This is a genomic window from Endozoicomonas euniceicola (genome assembly GCF_025562755.1).
In the GTDB taxonomy this organism is placed as follows: domain Bacteria; phylum Pseudomonadota; class Gammaproteobacteria; order Pseudomonadales; family Endozoicomonadaceae; genus Endozoicomonas_A; species Endozoicomonas_A euniceicola.
Map to the genome: position 1 here is coordinate 6,135,931 of NZ_CP103300.1, position 21,186 is coordinate 6,157,116.

16 protein-coding genes, 4 tRNA genes and 1 pseudogene are annotated in these 21,186 nt (G+C 49.8%); 7 read left to right on the top strand and 14 right to left on the bottom strand.

The window, feature by feature from the left end; translation table 11 throughout:
• Positions 1-4 precede the first annotated feature (4 nt).
• The 4 genes from NX720_RS25155 to hppD form a co-directional block, all read right to left on the bottom strand.
• Positions 5-850 carry an alpha/beta hydrolase gene (locus NX720_RS25155; RefSeq protein ID WP_262598352.1) on the bottom strand — a complete coding sequence of 282 codons (846 nt, stop codon included), beginning with the start codon at positions 848-850 and terminating at the stop codon, positions 5-7.
• Positions 851-962: 112 nt separating this feature from the next.
• On the bottom strand, positions 963-2,270 hold the full coding sequence (locus tag NX720_RS25160) for a hypothetical protein (protein ID WP_262598353.1): 1,308 nt from the start codon (positions 2,268-2,270) through the stop codon (positions 963-965).
• Between the two features lie 135 nt (positions 2,271-2,405).
• Positions 2,406-3,188, bottom strand: coding sequence for a phenylalanine 4-monooxygenase (phhA, locus tag NX720_RS25165; RefSeq protein ID WP_262598354.1), 783 nt, complete (start codon positions 3,186-3,188; stop codon positions 2,406-2,408).
• Positions 3,189-3,190: 2 nt separating this feature from the next.
• Positions 3,191-4,291, bottom strand: coding sequence for a 4-hydroxyphenylpyruvate dioxygenase (hppD, locus tag NX720_RS25170; protein WP_262598355.1), 1,101 nt, complete (start codon positions 4,289-4,291; stop codon positions 3,191-3,193).
• A gap of 314 nt (positions 4,292-4,605) precedes the next feature.
• Between hppD and NX720_RS25175 the strand changes: the two genes are divergently transcribed.
• The gene (locus NX720_RS25175) at positions 4,606-5,166 is read left to right on the top strand and encodes a hypothetical protein (protein WP_262598357.1); all 561 of its coding nucleotides are present in this window, start codon (positions 4,606-4,608) and stop codon (positions 5,164-5,166) included.
• 91 nt (positions 5,167-5,257) lie between these two features.
• On the opposite strand, the gene NX720_RS25180 is transcribed toward NX720_RS25175, so the two are convergent.
• The 3 genes from NX720_RS25180 to lon form a co-directional block, all read right to left on the bottom strand.
• Positions 5,258-7,165, bottom strand: a complete 1,908-nt coding sequence (locus NX720_RS25180; RefSeq protein ID WP_262598358.1) for a SurA N-terminal domain-containing protein — start codon at positions 7,163-7,165, stop codon at positions 5,258-5,260.
• A 258-nt stretch (positions 7,166-7,423) separates the two neighbouring features.
• Complete coding sequence (locus tag NX720_RS25185) at positions 7,424-7,699, bottom strand: HU family DNA-binding protein (RefSeq protein WP_034873233.1); 276 nt, start codon at positions 7,697-7,699, stop codon at positions 7,424-7,426.
• 572 nt (positions 7,700-8,271) lie between these two features.
• A complete protein-coding gene (gene lon, locus NX720_RS25190) occupies positions 8,272-10,689 on the bottom strand; it encodes an endopeptidase La (protein WP_262598359.1) in 2,418 nt (805 codons plus the stop codon).
• Between the two features lie 378 nt (positions 10,690-11,067).
• On the opposite strand from lon, the gene dcuC reads away from it, so the two are divergent.
• Positions 11,068-12,435: an anaerobic C4-dicarboxylate transporter DcuC gene (gene dcuC / locus NX720_RS25195; RefSeq protein ID WP_262598360.1), complete on the top strand. Its 1,368-nt coding sequence runs from the start codon at positions 11,068-11,070 to the stop codon at positions 12,433-12,435.
• A gap of 641 nt (positions 12,436-13,076) precedes the next feature.
• Positions 13,077-13,895 (top strand): C39 family peptidase, encoded by an 819-nt coding sequence (locus NX720_RS25200; protein WP_262598361.1) that lies wholly within the window; start codon positions 13,077-13,079, stop codon positions 13,893-13,895.
• A 120-nt stretch (positions 13,896-14,015) separates the two neighbouring features.
• Here NX720_RS25200 and clpX read toward each other — a convergent pair whose 3' ends face one another.
• From clpX to tig, 3 genes are all read right to left on the bottom strand, one after another.
• The gene (clpX, locus tag NX720_RS25205) at positions 14,016-15,332 is read right to left on the bottom strand and encodes an ATP-dependent protease ATP-binding subunit ClpX (protein ID WP_262598362.1); all 1,317 of its coding nucleotides are present in this window, start codon (positions 15,330-15,332) and stop codon (positions 14,016-14,018) included.
• Between the two features lie 336 nt (positions 15,333-15,668).
• A complete protein-coding gene (gene clpP / locus NX720_RS25210) occupies positions 15,669-16,304 on the bottom strand; it encodes an ATP-dependent Clp endopeptidase proteolytic subunit ClpP (protein WP_262598363.1) in 636 nt (211 codons plus the stop codon).
• 234 nt (positions 16,305-16,538) lie between these two features.
• Positions 16,539-17,909 carry a trigger factor gene (gene tig / locus NX720_RS25215; protein WP_262598364.1) on the bottom strand — a complete coding sequence of 457 codons (1,371 nt, stop codon included), beginning with the start codon at positions 17,907-17,909 and terminating at the stop codon, positions 16,539-16,541.
• Positions 17,910-18,425: 516 nt separating this feature from the next.
• On the opposite strand from tig, the gene NX720_RS25220 reads away from it, so the two are divergent.
• The 3 genes and pseudogenes from NX720_RS25220 to NX720_RS25230 all read left to right on the top strand — a co-directional run bounded on the left by NX720_RS25220 (position 18,426) and on the right by NX720_RS25230 (position 19,217).
• The gene (locus tag NX720_RS25220; protein WP_262598365.1) at positions 18,426-18,731 is read left to right on the top strand and encodes a hypothetical protein; all 306 of its coding nucleotides are present in this window, start codon (positions 18,426-18,428) and stop codon (positions 18,729-18,731) included.
• A gap of 112 nt (positions 18,732-18,843) precedes the next feature.
• A pseudogene (locus NX720_RS25225) lies at positions 18,844-18,930 on the top strand (IS1 family transposase); the annotation flags it as partial.
• A complete protein-coding gene (locus tag NX720_RS25230; RefSeq protein WP_262598366.1) occupies positions 18,918-19,217 on the top strand; it encodes a hypothetical protein in 300 nt (99 codons plus the stop codon). The pseudogene NX720_RS25225 and the gene NX720_RS25230, both read left to right, overlap by 13 nt.
• Before the next feature lie 57 nt (positions 19,218-19,274).
• On the opposite strand, the gene NX720_RS25235 is transcribed toward NX720_RS25230, so the two are convergent.
• From NX720_RS25235 to NX720_RS25250, 4 genes are all read right to left on the bottom strand, one after another.
• Positions 19,275-19,359, bottom strand: a tRNA-Leu gene (locus NX720_RS25235).
• 99 nt (positions 19,360-19,458) lie between these two features.
• Positions 19,459-19,534: transfer RNA gene (locus tag NX720_RS25240), tRNA-His, on the bottom strand.
• Between the two features lie 37 nt (positions 19,535-19,571).
• Positions 19,572-19,648: transfer RNA gene (locus tag NX720_RS25245), tRNA-Arg, on the bottom strand.
• A gap of 72 nt (positions 19,649-19,720) precedes the next feature.
• A tRNA-Pro gene (locus NX720_RS25250) sits at positions 19,721-19,797 on the bottom strand.
• 358 nt (positions 19,798-20,155) lie between these two features.
• On the opposite strand from NX720_RS25250, the gene folD reads away from it, so the two are divergent.
• Entirely contained in the window at positions 20,156-21,010 is an 855-nt protein-coding gene (folD, locus tag NX720_RS25255; RefSeq protein ID WP_262598367.1) for a bifunctional methylenetetrahydrofolate dehydrogenase/methenyltetrahydrofolate cyclohydrolase FolD, read from the top strand.
• Positions 21,011-21,186: the final 176 nt, after the last annotated feature.

The window sequence follows — 21,186 nt, forward strand, 5'->3', positions numbered from 1 at the left end:
AAACTTATGACAATATGCCGTTAATCCGCTCTGCAACAAATTCCGTTGAACCATCCATATGAAAATGATGCGTGCCGTCAACGGCGTGAAAATGCACATTGGGAAAACGCTCGGTACTGTGTCCGATAATGGAGTCAACCACACCTTTTTCGGCATAAAACATATGGGTATCACACTCAAGGGCATCAACAAATGACATAGCCTGCTCCGGTGTAAACCGTAAAGGTGAAGACAGCGTGAGTCTTGGGTCCGTTCGCCAGGTCCAGGCATCGCCATCCAGATAAAGCGCCCGTTCAACCAGCAAGGCAGATGATGTCCGACTGACCGGAAACTGCCCAAACGAGCGAATACGAACAGCGTGTTCCATCGTCTTAAAACGGTTAACGGTTTTGCCTTTACGGTAAGCACGACGCTGTTCGATGTAATCTGCCAGAACCCTTGGGGCGTCTTCTGGTTTTCTTGGCCAGGGGTATAGGCCATCAATACAGATCAAATGCTCAACCCGTTCCTTTAAGACGGTCGCTGCCATAACAGCAGCCACCCCCCCCAGAGAATGCCCCATCAGACAGAAACTCTGTAGCTCTAATGTATCCGCAATATCAATGATGTCTTCAACATAGTTCCAGACGCAGTAATCCATATCCGCCGGACGGTGCTGTGATCGTCCATGTCCAGCCAGATCGACAGCGATCAGACGACTATTTTTTAACAGGGGAGCGACGGGGGTAAAACTGGCGGCATTATCCATCCAGCCGTGAAAGGCCAGTACCGGCTTTGCCTCCGGGTCACCCCACTCCAGGCCGGAAAATACCATTCGCCCTGTATTGATCTCAATATCCCCGGGCTGCATAGCACACTCCTGTCAGCCTATTTTTCAATGGCTTAACCTTCTTAGTAATCAACAAAGCGCATTAGTGTATTACAGCCGAAGTCGTATGTCAGGAAGGAGTGTTGAGTAAAAACTATTCGCCAACCGCTATCAGCAGAGGCAGGTTTTCCAGCCGCTTTACCATTTTATCCAACATGGCAGGATAAAGTGGGTGGCGCATCAGGTCCGTGTACGCTGCTGTCGTTAGCCCCTGGGGTAACCAGGCGATTTCCGGCATAAAAATCTGTTCGCCCCGGTTCTGCAATAAAAACTGCTGGGCCAGTCTGGCCTGTTCCTCACTGACCGTGAGTGCGGTAGCAAAGCGTATACCCGCCATATCAGCGATTAAATCAGAAAAGCTGAAACCACTGCCCCCGGCTTTGGCGTCAGCCTGTTCTTTACTGATTCCTATATTCAGGGCAGTCTGCTCATCCAGACTCAAAGCCAGCGCTGCACTGACCAGAAAATGCTGAGCAAGATCAAAACGCCCCCTAAGGACAATGGGACGATCCATAGACCTTGGCTTAATGCCAGGACCCAGCAATGGTCGCACTGAAGCGTCCGCCACCTGAATCGCAAACGCCCGGATCATACGACGATTCTCGTCAACAGCACTGCCCTGCTCACTGCGTGCTACTGCCAGCCCAACCATGGTTCGCAATAAATAGGCCATGGGAATGTCAGACAGGGAATTCTGGTCAGCCGCCGCTGCCAGAACGCTGAGATAAAGCCCTATAGCAGCTTTTTCTTCCTGATCACCGATTACCAGTTCCTCCGCCTGAGCTTTGAGGGTCTCTCGCAACTCTTTGTTGGAGCGATACACCAGAACAGCCTTACCAGGAAAAATATCAAAACGTTTGACAGCTCCGGTAAGGGTTTTCCAGAGGCTGGCGCGTTTTTGTGGGATTAGAGGAAAAACCAGTTCAGTCCATACCCAGCTTATCCACTCACCCGCTAATGTCACACTCCCCAGCCTGAGATAATCCCAGCGGGGAACCCCTTCATGACCTGAAAACACCACCTCAAAATTGATAAAGCGGGGTTGGTCAAGCTGAAACTCAGTACTTAGTTTTACCGTCAGCTTATCATCGGTAAAGGCGGTATCAGCACCGTAAACTTTCACCCTACCCTGGCCTAGCTGATTTAATCGGCTGGACCAGTAAAAAATCAGTGAACGTAAATCCCGGCTATCAATTTCAGCTCGAAATAGCTTGTTCGAGTCCATAGCCGACTGCACCTGGTTAATCCACTGTTCGGCCCGCTCAATAGATGGCGTCGAATCTTTCCAGCCCTGAACAGCGGGCACAGGCTTAAAAGAGACAAAGAGCCAGGTTAAAATAGCACCGAAAAATAAGGCAAGAAGAATAAGCAGCCCATAAAACAGCTTGAAGATTATTCTCACAGTCCGTTTCCTGTTGTGATTATCAGACAGAATCCCGCTGTATAAGCTATCGGCCACTTTTATCAGGAAATCACCGGGTCAGGAAAAGTCTCCTTAACCCGGCAGGGGGTGATAGTGAAAGAGCAAATTACTGGCTCAGGTTGCAGGTGGGAACAAGGGTTCATACATTGGCTGTTTCATAGCTTCCCTGACCAGCCCCAGCAAATCAGATTCCCCCAGCACCTTGAGATCAGCCAGGCCATTAATCACAAAATAAATGGGCTGAACAATATCAATACGATAGGGGGTACGCAGCGCCCGGTTAACGCCAAAAGATTGATGAACAGGTTTACTGCCAAGGCAGGACAGAGTTTCCTTGTAGCTGGAAAGAATCCCTCCGCCATAGATACGCTTTCCACTGGGGGTGTCCAACAATCCGAATTCCACAGTAAACCAGTACAATCTGGCCAGATAAACCCGTTCTTCTTTACTGGCTTCTAAACCCACCTTGCCAAAGGTCTGGGTCAGGGAAGCAAAGGCGGGATTAGTCAGCAATGGGCAGTGGCCGAATATTTCATGAAAAATATCCGGCTCCTGCAAATAATCCAGCTCTTCGCGAGTTCGAATAAACGTCGCCACTGGAAACTGCTGATCGGCCAGTAACTGAAAGAAACGATCAAATGAGATCAGCGCCGGAACCCGGGCAACGCCCCACCCTGTTTCTTTTGCCAGAATTTCAGAAACCTCCGGCAGTTGAGGAATTCTATCCGGCGACAGCCTCAGCAGCTCCAGACCGGAAGTAAACTCATCACAGGCACGATTCGGGAGATTTTTTATCTGCCGATTATAAAGAATGCTCCAGGTTTCATGCTCTTCATCCGGATAATGAATAAAACCCTGCTCATCCGCTTTTCTGGCCGTGTATGTTGATGATTTCATAGTTACCCATCCTTGAGAACTCCACGACGAATCTGGTCTCGTTCAATACTTTCAAACAACGCCTTGAAGTTACCTTCACCAAAGCCTTCGTCACCTTTGCGCTGGATAATTTCAAAAAAGATCGGACCAATGACCGTCTTAGTAAAAATCTGCAACAGCAGGCCATCACCGCTCGCATTAGTCTGTCCGCCGTCCAGCAAAATACCCCTCTTTTGCAAAGCTCTTTCATCCTCATCATGCCAGGGTAGTCGTTCCGACAGCATTTCGTAATAGGTATCCGGTGGCGACGGCATAAAACCGGTTCCCAGCCCCCGCATACGATCAACGGTTTCAAAGATATTTCGACTGGTCAGGGCGATGTGCTGAATGCCCTCTCCATTGTATTGTTCCAGATACTCAGCAATCTGGCTCTTGTCATCGGAGGATTCATTGATAGGAATTTTAACCTTGCCACAGGGACTGGTCATCGCCCTGGACTTCAGCCCCGTCAGCTTGCCTTCGATGTCAAAATAGCGAATCTCCTTGAAGTTAAAAAGGCGCTCGTAAAAGCCAGCCCACTTGTCCATATCGCCCTTAGCAACGTTATGGGTCAGATGGTCCAGCACTTCAAGACCAACGTGGTCTTCATTTGTATTGGCTGAAGCAGGTAAGATTTCATACTCATCGTCAAAGATGGAACCGTCTTCTCCATAGCGATCAACAAGGTAGAGCAGGCTGTGACCGATGCCTTTAATACACGGTACCTGTCGCTGGTTAACGCTAAGTTCAGAGTCACCTGCATCCGCTCCCAGAGACAGCGCCCGGTCAAAGGCGTGGTCAGCGTCTGCAACCCTGATGCCAAAGGAGCAGGCACAGGGACCATGGATTTCATGAAACGACCGGCCAAATGAATCCGCCTCACCATTGACCAGAAACCGGATATCCCCCTGTTCATAAAGAGTGATGTCTTTAGATTTGTGCTTTCTTGCTGGTACAAAACCAAAGCTGCGGAAAAGCTGATGAAGCTCCTGCGGGTTGGCTGAAGCAAATTCGACAAACTCAAAGCCGTCGGTTCCCATTGGGTTACTGTCAGTAATTAACTGCTTTCGATTCGATTCCTTCATGAATTACCCTCACTGATATCGGGATAACAGTATAGTTAACAGTGGTTGTAACACTGTTTTTTTTATTGTGTACGGAACTTCTCTTTTTGCAGATTACTTCTTCATCCAGTATATCCACGGTCTGGTACAAAATAACAGACCATCCGCCACTTTGATAAAGTCATCAAACCGACTGCCCATCCGAACGGTATTTTCCTCAAGTAAAAAGCTCGATTTACGCATACTGACGAGCGTTTCTGAACTATCTTTGTCTCTAACTTTCAGCAGACTCTTTAGTGGACTCTCTAGTGGACTCTTTAGTGGAGGAGCACACCATGCAAGAATACGAAGAGCTGATGGGCGAACTGATCGAGCTGGGCATTACTGCGAACCCGGTCACACCTTTTGCCTGCTGCATTATTGACCCATGTGGTCAGATTCTGGTGACAGCAGCCAACGCCATGCACATCAGTCCCCTCTTCAGCGCTGAAGGACTGGCACTGCATATGCTGGCGGGTAACTATCACTGCAAGCCTGAACAGAAGCTTACCCTGGTCACCAACGCTGAGCCTGACTCCGGTGCCATGACCGCTATTGTCTGGGCCAGATGCAACGGCATTACTATTTCCCGCATTATCTTTGGTGCTTCCAGGGCAGGACTGAAACAGATCTGGGAATGCGATTTCAGTCTTTCTGCAGAGCAGATGCTTGAGACCGTTGCTCAGGAACACAGGCCTGAACTGACCGGACAAGTGATTGAGGAGGATTGCCTGGAGTCGTTCCGTGAAGGTAAGGAACTGAAAGAGGAAGGTGACACCCCGGTAATGTCTCTGGATCTGGATGACTACTGGATGGCTGGCGACTGGCTGCTGGATCTGGATGATCCAGAGCTATGATTTTACCCCGGACTTTTTACCCATGATTTTTTATCCATAAGAAAAAGCCGGAACAGTATCCGGCTTTTCTATCTAATCAGAACGACATCTGTCACTTATCTTCATCATAGAGTTTAATTTTGGCGTCATCCTTAAGACTGCGCACATACTGGTTAAACAGAACCCGGCCATTACCAGCGGCAATATAGTGTGCCATCATACGAGCCTGCGCTTCATCGTCAATGCTGGCTTCACCTTCATGCACCTGACTCAGGGCAATGACAGCAATATCACCATCTGGCAGCTCGGTACGATCAAAGGCCTGCTTACCTTCAGCCGGATGAGGCATTTTGAAAGCAGTGGTCAGCAGCTGACGGGCAACGCCCGGCTGGTTACGGGTGGCATCGTCAGACTCAGACCATTCCAGTCCGGCATCTTCTGCGACCTTCTTGCTGTCAACGCCTTCGTGCAGCTGAGCGATCAGCTGCTCTGCCTGCCCCTGCAGCTGTTCACGAGCCTTTTCAGCCTTCAGGGACTGAACGATGCTGTCATGCACCTGTTCCAGTGGTTTCTGTTGAGGCTGTCTGTGCTCTTTTACGCGCAGAACCAGAACTTCTTCCGGGTTAATTTCAATCAGCTCACTGTTTGCCCCCAGTTCCAGCACTTCCTCGTTAAAGGCTTCAGCAATAACACGGGAGTTGGAGGTGATGGCATCAGCGCCACCCTGACGACCGAATGGCTCAGAGACTTTGATATCCAGACCCAACTGTTCAGCAGGCTGAGTCAGGTCAGAAGCTTCAAAACTGATATCGGCCAGCAGGCGGCTCTGATCCAGAAACAGAACGTTGACTTCCTGATTCTGCAGGTCGCTCAACAGTTGTGCTTTCACTTCGTCAAAGGTTGGCAGGGTCGCTTTTTCACGGGCAGTGACCTTCAGGATCTGCAAGCCAAACTCGGTTTCAACCGGACCGGACACTTCATCGATCTCCAGACCCGCAATGGCATCATCAAAGGTATCACCAAAGAAACCAGCTTCAACCATACCCATATCACCGCCATTCTCTGCTGTGATGGGGTCATCAGAGTAGCGCTTTGCCAGTTCCGCAAACGATTCACCTGCAGCCAGCTTGCCTTCAACCTCAGCCGCACGTTCTTTAGCCGCAGCCAGGTCGCGTTTGTCACCGGTTTCGATCAGGATGGTGGACACCTGCTGCTTGTCACGGCTGGTTTCTTTCAACTGATCGGTGTAATGATGATATTCGTCCCGCAGCTCCTGGTCGCTGATTTCTATATCACCCTTCAGGTCTGCTTTTTTCATCTCGACGTACTGAATCACAACCTGCTCTTCAGTCATAAAGCGGTCAGAGTGGGATTCGTAGTAGGTGGCAATTTCGTCTTCAGAAGGCTGGATGCTGTCACGAACCTTGTCGGCTTTGAGAGTCAGCCAGGCGATATCACGAGTCTGACGTTCCAGACTGTTAAGCTTCCGGATTTCAGCCGCTGTCACAAACTCACTGCCGGCAATACCGGATTGCATCTGGTTCATGAGAATGTCTTCACGCAGCACTGAACGAAACTGCAAAGGCGTCATTCCAACACTGCGAAGCACCATCTGGAATCGTTCCTGATTAAACTGACCGTCCTGTTGGAATTCGGGAATAGAAATAATCAGCTGATCCAGGCTGGCGTCACTGACGTCCATTTTTCCAGACTGGGCAGCTTGCAAAAGCAGGGAGCGCTCAATCAGGCTGTTCAGAACGTTCTCCTGCAACAGCTTGTCGTCAATCAGGGACGGATCAAAACGCTCCCCCATCTGCTGAATCATGGCGCGACGCTGCTGGTCGATCGACTGATTCAACTGAAAGCGACTGATTTCCTCGCCATTGACTTTGGCGACATCACTGTTATTAGGATTAGGTGCAAGTGACTCTAGGCCGGTTATGGCCATCATAAAAGCGATCACGCCGACAACCACAAAGGTTACCCAGCTTTTCGACTTTTCCCTCATTGTTTGGAGCATATCAACCTCATGTTCCAAGCTCGTTAGGGCTAATGTCTGAGGCTACTGCTTAGTGCGGCCAGACGCCCAAGTTTACTGTTCGCCCCGAACAGGCACAGGTAAACCACTGGCCTTCGAGTTAAAAAAAAAGCGCATCGACTGATGCGCCTTTTTGGATGTAACAGAGATTATATTCAAAGACTGAGTCATTGCAATCTCTGTCAGCATCCGGTGTTTAGGTTCTGCGAAGCCCGTTCCCGGACTTCTACCCAGCGCGAATTAAACGTTAACCGCGTCCTTGAGAGCCTTACCAGCCTTGAAGCTAGGGATCTTGGCGGCAGCGATTTCGATAGGCTCGCCAGTCTGAGGGTTACGACCAGTACGGGCCGCACGATCCTTAACTGCGAAAGTACCAAAACCAACCAGAACAACCTGCTCACCGTTTTTCAGAGCATCGGTAACCGTGTTGATCATAGCGTCCAGCGCACGTCCAGCCTGCGCCTTTGGAATGTCTGCAGATGCCGCGATGGAATCAATCAGCTCGGACTTGTTCACTCGAATTCCCCTTCTTTGTAGGATGCTTTTTAGCCGTTTGGCTAGAAGGCAATCAGAAACGTAAATGCCTCGAATGCCTGACCCAATAAGTGTTTCGCTATGCTGCGTGATTTTTGCTGAAAACACAAGCTACGGGGCCTGACAATACTCAGCGAAAATCGGTTGCAATGCGATTCACCGTCATTTTTGTCCTGTCTGTCGTGACCTGATAATAAAAATGGACAAGAACGACAGGCAGAACGACCGGAACCCTGTTCCAAACAGATGAGAGTCCAGTACTGCAGACAATATGACTGCAAAAAACCGACATCCACCTTAATACGATGCAACGGTGCAACGCAATAGACTATGCCTGTTTTCCGGGGCTAAATGCCTGAAAATACTAAAAAGTTGTGAAAAAGTTACCCGTAACTGTGACCAAATCGTTACTGTAACCCTTTTACACAGGACATCTCGGTCTGCGGCTTGAGGTAGCGGCTTTTTATACCAACGCCGCTGTGGCTCTGTCAACAAGCAAACCCGCGTCATTACTGCACGTCAGCACCAAAACAGGGGCTGACGTGCAAAATCAATCAGTGGGTTTTGATCAACTTGTCAGGTTCTTCGGATTTGATTTCGGCTTTTACCGATCCAGACGGCTCCGGCAAAGCCGTTGGCGTGTATTGCAGCGCTTCTTCCAGCACCTGGTCGATCCATTGCACAGGAACGATTTCAAGGGCTGCCTTGATGTTGTCAGGAATCTCCTTAAGATCTCTTCGGTTTTCTTCGGGAATAACAACTTTCTTGATTCCACCCCGGTGCGCCGCCAGCAGTTTCTCCTTCAAACCACCAATGGCCAGCACCTGTCCACGCAGGGTGATCTCGCCAGTCATGGCCACCTCGGCCTTAACCGGAATACCAGTTAACACCGACACCAGAGCAGTACACATACCAATACCGGCACTTGGGCCATCCTTGGGTGTCGCACCTTCCGGCACGTGAATATGAAGGTCGTTCTTCTGATGGAAGTCCCCATCAATGCCCAACGCTCTGGCACGACTGCGAACGACTGTGAGGGCTGCCTGAATGGACTCCTGCATCACATCACCCAAAGAGCCGGTCTTGGTGATCTGCCCTTTGCCTGGCACTGCCATGGATTCAATAGTCAATAGCTCACCACCCACCTGAGTCCAGGCCAGCCCGGTAACCTGCCCCACCTGATCCTGGTCTTCCGCACGCCCGAAGTTGAACTTGCGCACACCCAGGAAGTATTCAAGCGCTTCCGGCGTCACCACATCCTTCCGGTCTTCAACCGACAGGGCAGCATCCTTGACTGCCTTGCGACAAATCTTGGCGATCTCCCGCTCCAGGCCACGCACACCCGCTTCCCGACTGTAGTAGCGAATAATGTCGCGCAGTGCATCTTCTTTAAAAGCCAGCTCTTTGTTTTTCAGGCCACTGTTTTTGATCTGCTTGGGTACCAGATAACGAATGGCGATATTCACCTTTTCGTCTTCGGTGTAACCCGGTATACGAATCACTTCCATACGATCCAGCAGTGGTGCCGGAATATCCATGGAGTTGGAAGTACAGACAAACATTACGTCGGACAGGTCGTAATCCACTTCCAGGTAATGATCGTTAAAGGAGTTGTTCTGCTCAGGATCCAGAACTTCCAGCAATGCAGAAGAAGGGTCACCACGCATATCGGCACCCATCTTGTCGATCTCATCCAGCAGGAACAGCGGGTTGCGCACTTCCGCCTTGGATATCTTCTGGATCAGCTTGCCCGGCATGGAGCCAATATAGGTACGACGATGACCGCGTATCTCCGCTTCATCCCGAACGCCACCCAGTGCCATACGTACAAATTTGCGATTGGTGGCTCTGGCGATGGATTCACCGAGAGAGGTTTTACCTACCCCCGGAGGACCTACCAGACACAGAACCGGCCCCTTGATCTTCTTGACGCGTTTCTGGACCGCAAGGTATTCCAGAATACGTTCTTTCACTTCCTCAAGACCAAAGTGTTCGTTTTCGAGGATATCCTGAGCGCGCTTCATATCGTGACGAACCTTGCTGCGCTTTTTCCAGGGCACAGAGATCATCCAGTCGATATAGCCACGTACAACGGTCGCCTCGGCGGACATCGGCGACATCATCTTCAGTTTGTTCAGTTCAGCCAGAGTTTTTTCTCTGGCCTCTACCGGCATGCCCGCCGATTCTACTTTCTCTTTCAGCTCATCCAGTTCATTAGGCGCTTCGTCCATATCGCCCAACTCTTTCTGAATCGCCTTCATCTGTTCGTTGAGGTAGTACTCACGCTGGCTGCGTTCCATCTGTTTTTTCACACGGCCACGGATTTTTTTCTCAACCTGCATAAAATCCATTTCGCCCTGCATGATACCAATCAGGAATTCGAGGCGATCACCCAGGTCTTCGATTTCCAGCACTTTCTGCTTGTCTTCGATCTTCATAGGCATGTGCGCGGCAATGGTATCCACCAGCTTGGCAGGCTCATCAATACCGGACAGAGAGGTCAGTACCTCATTGGGAACTTTCTTGCTGAGCTGAACATACTGTTCAAACTGGGACATCAGGGAACGAATCAGAATTTCACCTTCACGTTCGCTGACATAAGGCGTGGTAACCATCTGTATGGAGGCCATCACAAAACCATCCGCTTCATACAGATCATCAACATGAACACGCCTTTCACCTTCAACCAGTACCTTTACGGTGCCATCCGGCAGTTTCAGTAACTGGAGAATGCTGGCGATGGTACCCACGGAAAACAGCTCTGATTCAGACGGATCATCGTCCTGAGCATTTTTCTGGGCTAACAGAAGTATTTTCTTGCCCTTCGACATCGCCTCATCGAGAGCCAGAATGGATTTTTCACGCCCGACAAATAAAGGAATAACCATATGCGGGTAAACAACCACATCCCGCAATGGCAACAACGGCAGATCGAAGGGTTCTGACAAGTGTACAGTATCGTTATTATCCATGATTCAGCTCCCCTTATAACGGCTTCACAACTTGGACTGACCTCAGTTGACCAACACCTGGCGGTTGTCTGGTCGGATGACAAAGAGTCAGCGGGTACCTGCAGCGATTGAGCCATCATATAAATCGGCAGGTTCTTATCTGCAAAGATGCGGGTTTTCTTATGAAATTACAATAGTCCGCGCTGTTTAGACCATGGCTTTTTAAAGTGGTTCAGCAAGGTCAACCCTTTCCGGACAGCCGATTTACAAATTTGCTCATTAATTGCTCTATGTCATCAAAAAGATAACTAGTACTCGTGTCTCAGCACAGCTTTGGGTAAATTCCAATCAGAAATATATAAAGATTTTACTATAGATTTACCAATATAAGGCAGTACTATGCTGGAGCTGTTCATAGGATTGATTGTCACAATTGCAGTCGGTTATTTTATTGTTAAGGGTTACAGACCTGCCGGAGTTCTTTTAACGACGGGTGTCTTACTTCTTATTATCACAGGCTTACTTGGTCACGACGTTTTACCGTCCAAAATAGCCTCAACAGGCAATTTGTTCACGGATGCGCTTGAGTACGTTAAGTATATGCTCCAGTACCGGGGCGGCGGACTGGGTATGCAGATCATGCTGTTATGTGGCTTCGCCTCTTACATGACCCATCTCGGTGCCAACAACGTAGTGGTAAAGCAGTTTTCCAGGCCGCTTTCCGCCATCAAGTCACCTTATGTCCTTCTGGTAGCAGCGTACATTGTCGCCTGTTTGATGTCTTTAGCTGTAAGCTCGGCAACCGGCCTGGGTGTTCTTCTTATGGCAACATTATTTCCCATGATGACTGCAATGGGAATTTCCCGCCCGGCTGCTGTGGCTGTGTGCGCCTCGCCCGCTGCCATCATTCTGTCCCCAACCTCTGGTGACGTGGTGATTGCTGCTGAAAAGTCAGGCCTGCCATTAGATGTTTTCGCTGTGCAGACCGTACTGCCTGTTTCTGTATGCGCCATCATCGTTATGGCGGCTGCAGCTTTCTTCTGGAATAAGTATCTCGATAAAAAAGACAACTCCCCAATGGAGCGTGTGGATGTTTCAAGCATTGAGGTCAAGGCTCCGGCTTTCTACGCCCTGCTGCCATTCCTGCCAATCATTGGCGTTTTCCTTTTCAACGGCCGCACTATCCCCGGGCTGGAACTGGATATTTATACCATCGTTGTACTATCCATCTTTGTAGGAGCCCTGACGGATTTCGTCACCAAAGGCTTCAAAGGCAAAGAAGTCCTGGAAGACCTTGAGTCTTGTTATCAAGGTATGGCAGAGGCTTTCAAGGGCGTTGTCATGCTTCTGGTTGCCGCCGGTGTATTTGCCCAGGGCCTGATGTCCATTGGTGCGATCGACAACCTGCTCCACCTGGCCGAAATCGCTGGTGCCGGCGGCGTTGCCCTTATGTTGATTTTAACCACTTTAACGGTTGCTGCCGCAATCGCCACCGGCTCCGGTAATGCGCCTTTTTATGCCTTTGTAGAGCTGGCGCCTTCCCTGGCAACAAAGATGGGCCTGAACCCGGCCTTCCTCATTATTCCCATGCTGCAGGCATCAAACCTTGGTCGTACGGTTTCACCGGTTTCAGGGGTTGTTGTAGCGACATCCGGTATGGGAAAAATCAGTCCGTTTGAGGTTGTAAAGCGTACTTCTGTACCCGTTCTGTGCGGATTGATAACCGTTATTATTGGTACATTTGTCCTTGTACCTATGGTGCCTTAAGCGCAATCGCAGTAAAGCTGAGTAAAACCAGGGTGCCGGGCAGGCACCCTTTTTTATGGCTGTTTTAACGAACCTTGCGAAATTCTCCATCCATAGCCTCTCATTGGGAGCGGCGCAACCTTTGAAGGTTTGGATGGAGATGGATAGAAAATACTCAAGCGTCACCGTTGCTGGACTAACTACGAGAAACAAATCACCGTTTTCTGGCTTCTACCGCCGATGCGCTGGGACACAGCGTATGTGTAAAGAGTTCCCCTGTCGTGGTTCGGCAACCCGTACGACAGCGAGAGGCCATGTTATTTGACATAGTGGGTCGCGCGTAATTCCCGATTAGAAGCCCCCACCAGAATCGGCTTGCCGATTTAGTGGAGGGAGTGTGTCACAGAAAGAGAAGCTGCGCCCGGGAACTATCAGGGTTTACCAGAGTCAATGCTTTTGCCCGCAAGAGTATCGCCATTATCAAAAACCAATTGACTGATTCTGGCTTTTCATTAACCAAAGGAATACATTTGCTTACAAAAGGAGTTTTCATGTCTTTGCCTGTCAATTACAACTCCCCTCTAACGGCAAAACTCAATCACAGCCACATAGACACCATACAAAAAGGTCCGATTTGCAAACTGGCAGCACTAAGAACCTGTATGCAGCTGCTACGACCTGGCGAGTGTTATCCGCTGTATAAAAACAAAGCGCCCAACGTCGAACTTAGTGTCAGGCGTATTGCCAAAGAATGCGGGTCAAGCCAGGGGGAAGTTACTTCACCCGAGCGACTGAAAGCAATTGCCCGAAAACTTGGCCTTGAAGCTGAACCCTTTCATTTTGATAGCATGGTACAGATGGAGTCTTGTATTCATCGCGCAATTTACGAAGGAAAACCGGTCATTCTCTTTATACAGGTCGATTGTGATGACTACAGGCCTTCCAGCGAACCTGAGCACAGAGGGCAGTGGTTCGAGCACGCGGTGGTGGTGGTTGGTTACAACTATCCCTCGGCTACCCTCACCATACATGACGGAAGTGAGGTAAAAACATGGGGCATCAGAGCTTTCTATGACTCATCCTGCACAGTACTGAAGAAAAGAGACGGAGAGACTTTTATCAAACTTCTGAAACTTCCACCGGATCCTGATTTCCAGAACACAGAAGCGTTTTTTGACAATATGGGTGCTGAACCTATGGATTGGGCGACAACTGACCCATGCATAAAAGTGGCAGACATCGTCGCTTGCGATGATTATGAAAGTGACCAGCCTTGCAGATACCACGAAATCAATGGTTGTCTTAAGCACGGCAAGCTGGAATTAAAAGAGCTTGAGGAACTTGAGAGTTGCAAGCGGTTAGTGATCAAACAATCGGATCAGGAGCCAGGTGCGAATTTCCATAAACTGCTGTTCGTCGTTGATCGGTTGAAAAGCGACAGCAGTGAGAGCGGTGAGAATACCAACCCGATACCCTCTTAAAAAATAGCCTTCTAACAGAGGCATCAGGCGCTTTAAAGCTGCAATATGAATTAAGCTGATCACACATTCACTCAAAGAGAAAATGTGTGTTCAGCTTATATAAGCGCAGTCAGTCCGGCATCAGCCGTTATCTGGCAGCGCTTTGGCTTCTGTGTTCTCATAAATCAGCAGAGGTTCTGATTTACCCTCGATCACAGATGCATCGATAACCACCTTGGAGACAGTATCCTCGGAAGGAATGTCGTACATGGTATCCAGTAGCACGCCTTCCAGAATAGAACGAAGGCCACGAGCACCGGTCTTGCGCTCCATCGCTCTCTTAGCCACGGCCCGCAGAGCATCATCGCGGAAGTCAACTTCCACGCTCTCCATTTCAAACAGTTTGCGGTACTGCTTGGTCAGGGCGTTTTTCGGCTCGGTCAGAATCTGCACCAAAGCATCTTCGTCCAGTTCTTCCAGCGTCGCAATCACAGGCAGACGACCAATAAATTCCGGAATCAGACCAAACTTCACCAGATCTTCCGGTTCAACCTCTTTAAAGGTTTCACCCAGGTCTTTCTTGTCGTCCTTGCTCTTCACTTCTGCTGAGAAGCCAATGCTGGTCTTATCGGTACGATCACGAATGACCTTGTCGAGACCAGCGAAGGCACCACCACAGATGAACAGGATATTTGAGGTGTCAACCTGCAGGAATTCCTGTTGCGGATGCTTGCGGCCACCCTGTGGCGGTACAGAGGCAACCGTGCCTTCAATCAGTTTCAGCAAGGCCTGCTGTACGCCCTCACCAGACACATCACGGGTGATGGACGGGTTGTCAGACTTTCTGGAAATCTTGTCAATCTCGTCAATGTAGACAATGCCCATCTGGGCTTTTTCTACATCGTAATCACATTTCTGCAGCAACTTCTGGATAATATTTTCAACGTCTTCACCCACATAACCCGCTTCGGTCAGTGTCGTCGCATCAGCCATGGTGAACGGGACGTTGAGCAGGCGAGCCAGCGTTTCTGCCAGCAATGTTTTACCACTACCGGTTGGCCCCAGCAGCATAATGTTACTCTTGCCAAGCTCTACGCTATTCTTGTTTTTGTCCTTGTCTTTGCCTTCCGAGGCTTTATCATCACCAAAGCGCAGACGCTTGTAATGGTTGTATACAGCTACCGACAGTACCTTCTTGGCCCGCGGTTGACCGATAACATACTCGTCGAGAATCGCCTTGATCTCACGAGGTGTCGGCAGCTTGTCAGAAGAGGTTTCGGTATCACTGTCCTGAATCTCTTCCTGAATAATGTCGTTGCACAGGTCAACGCACTCGTCACAGATAAATACGGATGGACCGGCAATCAGCTTGCGCACTTCATGCTGGCTTTTTCCGCAGAAAGAGCAATACAGCAGTTTGCCGTTGTCCTCTCCCTTACCGCTTGTTTCGTCGGTCATTCGATTACCCTGATGTAGAAACAGCACCTAATAGGAACAAGATGCAGGCATTATGGTGCTTTTTCAAGTCCCCGCATGAAAAAGACTGTAAAAAACAGCTTCCACTGTTATTAGGTGACCAGCGCCCGGAAAACAGGCGTACGGTCTGTTAGTTCATGGCTGTTTTTGGTTCATGACTGTTCATGGTTCATGGCTGTTCATGGTTCATGACTGTTCATGGTTCATGGCTGTTCATGGTTCATGACTGTCTAAACGTAAAACAGGCATGCCACCTGAGGTAACACGCCTGCCTGATTTTATGTTGCCTGGACAAAGTACCAACCAAGAGAGCGCGACTTACTCAGCCGCAGTCCGGTTGGACAGAACTTTATCAATCAAGCCATACTCAACCGCTTCCTCACCACTCATGAAATTATCACGGTCGGTATCCCGTTCAATCACTTCCAGAGGCTGCCCCGTATGGTGAGACAGCACCTGATTCAGCCGGGACTTGATGGTCATCATTTCCTGGGCATGAATAGCGATATCAGACGCCTGTCCCTGGAAACCACCCAGTGGCTGGTGAATCATGACACGGGAGTGTGGCAATGCAAAACGCTTGCCTTCGGCACCCGCTGTCAGTAGCAGGGAACCCATGCTGCAGGCCTGGCCAATGCACATGGTTGAGACATCACACTTGATGAACTGCATGGTGTCATAAATGGACATACCCGCAGTCACCGAACCGCCCGGCGAGTTGATATACAGATGGATGTCCTTATCCGGGTTTTCCGATTCAAGGAACAGCATCTGGGCAACAATCAGGTTTGCCATGTGGTCTTCAACCTGACCTACCAGGAAGATTACCCGTTCCTTGAGCAGACGTGAATAGATGTCGTATGAACGTTCGCCACGGGCAGATTGCTCAACAACGATCGGTACCAGGCCAGAATTGGTAATGGCCATGGAGGATGGTTCAATCAGTCTGGACATTTCCTGTCGTAACTCCTTGCCAAGTCGAAGAGAAGCGACCCGCGCTGCGGGTCGCGTAACGCTGTCATAGTTTAAACGGCAATCGCCGTAACAACCTTAGAAAACAGAACTGAAAATTCCATGTTTGCTCTCCGGACAGCGCCGTATTGATTTAAGGATGCCTCAAACCGGTGGTCTGTTTCAAAAGCTTTTTGCAGACCACCGCAGGGCGTTACCTAAATCTCAGCCTGAAGATCAGGCTTCTTCAGCAGTTTCCTGCTCTTCAGCCGCCTCTGGTGCCGCTTCGGGAGCCGCTGGCTTGATAGCGTCCTGGTAGCTGACTTCAGCTTCGGATACTTTGGCGCTGGCCAGGATGGTGTCAACCACCTGCTCTTCCAGTACTACGTACTTAACCTGTGACAGCTGCTGTTCATTGCTGTAGTACCAGTCGATGACCTGCTGAGGCTCCTGGTAAGCGGAAGCCATCTCTTCGATCATGGCGCGAACGCGGTCGTCGTCAACCTTAACTTCACGCTGCTTAACCACTTCACCGACGATCAGACCCAGAGCAACACGTTTCTTCGCGTCTGCCTCAAACAGTTCAGCTGGCAGTTGCTTAGGATCAAAACCACCCTGAGCGCCACCAAACTGCTGAACCGCCTGCTCGCGCATACGGTCGATTTCCTGAGCCACCAGAGGAGAAGGTACGTCGATCTCGTTAGTAGACAGCAGACCATCCATTACCTGGTTCTTCACCTTGCCTTTAACAGCCTGGCGCAGTTCGCGCTCCATGTTCTTGCGAACTTCAGCGCGGAACGCTTCTTCACTACCTTCAGTCACGCCGAAACGGGCGAAGAATTCGTCGTTCAGTTCAGGCATAGTAGCAGCCTGTACTTTGTGTACCTTGCAGGCGAAGGCAACAGCCTGACCTTTCAGCTCTTCAGAGTGGTAGTCTTCAGGAAAAGTCAGTTCCAGAGTCTTTTCTTCACCGGCAGAAACACCTGCCAGACCATCTTCAAAGCCAGGAATCATGCGGCCGGAACCCAGTTCCAGAGTAGAGTTTTCAGCTTTGCCGCCTTCAAACTCTTCACCAGCACGCTCTCCTGAAGCAAAGGTTCCAACATAATCGAATACGATCTGGTCACCGTTTTCTGCAGCACGCCCAACGTCTTCAAAAGACTTGCTCTGGTTACGCAGGGTTTCAACCATTTCGTCGATATCAGCGTCTTTAACATCAGCAACCGGACGCTCAACCTCGATGGTGGCAAAATCGCCCAGAGTGATTTCAGGGTAGATTTCAAAAGTCGCAACGAATTCGAAATCCTTGCCTTCTTCATCAGCCTTTGGTTCAACAGTTGGAGCACCAGCCGGATTCAGTTTTTCCTGAGTCACAGCGTCAACAAATGCCTGCTGCATCTGTTCGCCCAGCACTTCCTGACGAGCTCCCAGACCGTAACGGCGTTTCATTACCTTGGCAGGCACTTTACCCGGACGGAAACCATCCAGACGCACACGGCGGGACATATCATTAAGACGCTTGGCGACTTCACCGTCTACTTTCTCAGCTGGAATGACGATGGTCAGGCGACGTTCCAGACCGGAAGTCGTTTCAAGGGAGACTTGCATTTGTGTTCCTCAATACTGAACCTGATTACCGGACTTGCGATAAAGCGGCATAGACTAGCAAAAGACCGTAACCGATGCACCAGCTACGCACAAAAGAAGTACACACACCGGCATCAATCAATCTTTCTTTCAACACTCTCACGCCATTTCCCTTCTGAGGCCTTTCAAAAGCGAAACAACGGACTAGTGGCAGTCATGCTACCCGTCTGGTAACCAGGCATTTCTCCGATACAAAAAAGGGGATAAGCAAGCTTATCCCCGTATAGTCAACTGGTGCGGATGGAGAGGCTCGAACTCTCACGCCTTGCGGCACCGGCACCTAAATCAAACGCACATTCACACCGAATGCAGGCACTTGATTTAGCAGACCTTTTACTACCCGCTAACACAACTATCCTGTAAGCAACTGCCACAACAATATGAAATCGGGCTTGTGGCGCACACATGGATCAAAATCTGTCGTGCATTCTAACTATCTAAAGCTTCAATCGCAACACGTAGATGCTCAGGGCATAAATGAGCCTATTTCGCTGCCACCTGAATGGTACCACTGCCAGCCCACCCATGATGACCTATACCGACTTCTGCCCATCGCTATATCTTCGGGCCCGGGGGCTGGCGTCACTTTGGAGCTCTCATAACGTTCTTCAGTCAAATGACTCGTCGATGAATCGTAATATAAAAAGGAATTTGGATACCATGAACCCCCTTGGCCAAACAACAACATCACCCTACCCAAAAGCCAATACACTTTGTGAGACAACCAAAGAGCCTGAAACCATTGGTCATGAATCAGATGCATTGATTTCGTATACCGGATAACCGTACTTCACTGGCATTCTGCCCATTTATTCTTATGGCAGTCATTAAAGTCGTACGTGTTCACTGTGACACCACAGATGGTCTATCCCTCCCTTTCGACAATGAAAAGCTGGTGCTAATCTGCCAGATGGATGAACAATGATCCTATGTTGGCAATAAGAAAAATCAGCGCTGGCTGTTCTACGCATGGGAGCCTCGCACGAGTACAATCGCCATCGTGCGACACCACTTTACGGCGCTGCCCGAAGGGGTCGTCTTGATGTCGTTAAGTTACTCCTGGAGAATGGCGCTAACCCGGAGCTCAGCGCTGCCATCAGGGTCGCTGGTTCCACAGCTCTTATCGACGGATATTCACCTATTGATGTAGCGACCCGACGCCACATGACAGAATGTCGCAAATTAATGGAGGAGTACTCGGAAAAGCATAATGAACAACTCTCAATGAGAGCTTATCCGTCTGTTTCAGAATCTGAGCCTGAAGCCTGAAGAGTTACCAGACACAAACGCAAAAGGGGATAAGCAAGCTTATCCCCGTATAGCAACTGGTGCGGATGGAGAGACTCGAACTCTCACGCCTTGCGGCACTGGTACCTAAAACCAGCGTGTCTACCAATTCCACCACATCCGCATAGAGCACTTATTGCGCCGCTATATAACTTCGTACAGATGCATACTGATAGACATATACATCTGATTGTCATCACAGATCATTTCTATGATCAAAAATTGGGGTGGACAATGGGGCTCGAACCCACGACCGCTGGAATCACAATCCAGAGCTCTACCAACTGAGCTATGCCCACCACAGATCCTGCCATCATCCCCAATCGAAAGGAAAGATGGCGCACCCGGCAGGATTCGAACCTGCGACCATCCGCTTAGAAGGCGGATGCTCTATCCAACTGAGCTACGGGCGCACTAATTACTCTTCACAATACCGAAGCAGAGGATTTAATCAATACCCATTTCCAGCATTCAAAAGAAATATCTGGTCGGGGTAGAGAGATTCGAACTCCCGACATCCTGCTCCCAAAGCAGGCGCGCTACCAGACTGCGCTATACCCCGAAACACTCCATTAAGAGCATCTTCAACTGCTTAACAACTGACCGTTCTAACGAACAAGTCATCGCTGCATCAGTGATGCGGCGCATATTACCCAGATCAGCTCTTGTCGTCAATGCCCTTTTCTCAGACACTGCTTACAGAATATTTAATAGCTGCCGACTAACAAGAACATCTTAATAAGCTGAAGTTAAACATTCATAGAGCAGGAACGCCTGCGAAGACGGCGCTAATCTAACACAGTCGTTTAGCTGTAAACAACCACGATTATTCTGTGGACAGCTATGCCTATCATCGACTGGCACTGTTAAAATAATCCGCTTATCTGCTGATAAGTCCAAACCCGGTAAACATAACGAACATGACCGCGACAACGATTGATGGTAAAACCATTGCCAAATCCCTGACCGACAATATTGCTGAACAGGTCAGGGTCAGAACAGGGCAAGGCCTGCGAGCCCCTGGTCTGGCTGTTATCCTGATAGGGGATGACCCAGCCTCTAAAGTGTATGTTGGCAAAAAACGGAAAGATTGTGAGCGCGTAGGCTTCCTTTCCGTTTCCCATGACCTGCCCGCCGCGACTTCAGAGAGCACACTGCTCAGCCTGATCGACAGCCTCAACGATGACCCGACCATCGACGGCATCCTTGTCCAACTGCCCCTGCCCGAGCACATCAACACCGACCTTGTTATTGAACGCATCCGCCCAGACAAAGACGTGGACGGTTTTCATCCTTATAACATTGGCCGACTGGTACAACGCATCCCACTGCTCCGTCCCTGTACCCCCAAAGGTGTTATGACACTACTGGAAAGTACAGGCGAACCCATCCGCGGCAAGAATGCGGTCATTGTGGGCGCCTCCAATATCGTTGGCCGCCCGATGACCATGGAACTGCTGCTGGCTGGATGCACCACCACCACCGCCCACCGCTTCACCCAAAACCTGGATGAAGTGGTTGCAAGGGCAGATATTCTCGTTGTGGGCGTTGGCAAGCCGGGGCTAATCAAGGGTGAATGGATAAAACCGGGCGCCATTGTTATTGATATCGGCATTAACCGTATGGACGACGGACGACTGGTAGGTGACATAGAGTTCGATACCGCCAGCCAGCGGGCAGGCTGGATTACACCGGTTCCCGGCGGCGTGGGACCAATGACCGTTGCCACACTACTGGAGAATACACTGTACGCTGCTGAGCACCTGCACGACTAACTGACAGACAACACCGACCATTTCATTAATGGTGCTGCAGCGAATATAACAACGTTCGCTGCGCAACCTTATCAAAGCTACCCGACAGCTGACTTACACCACTCTCACATTCATTCGCAAAGTCCACTTTTTACTATGCACAGAGATTAGAGAAGGCTGACAATTTGCACAAGCCT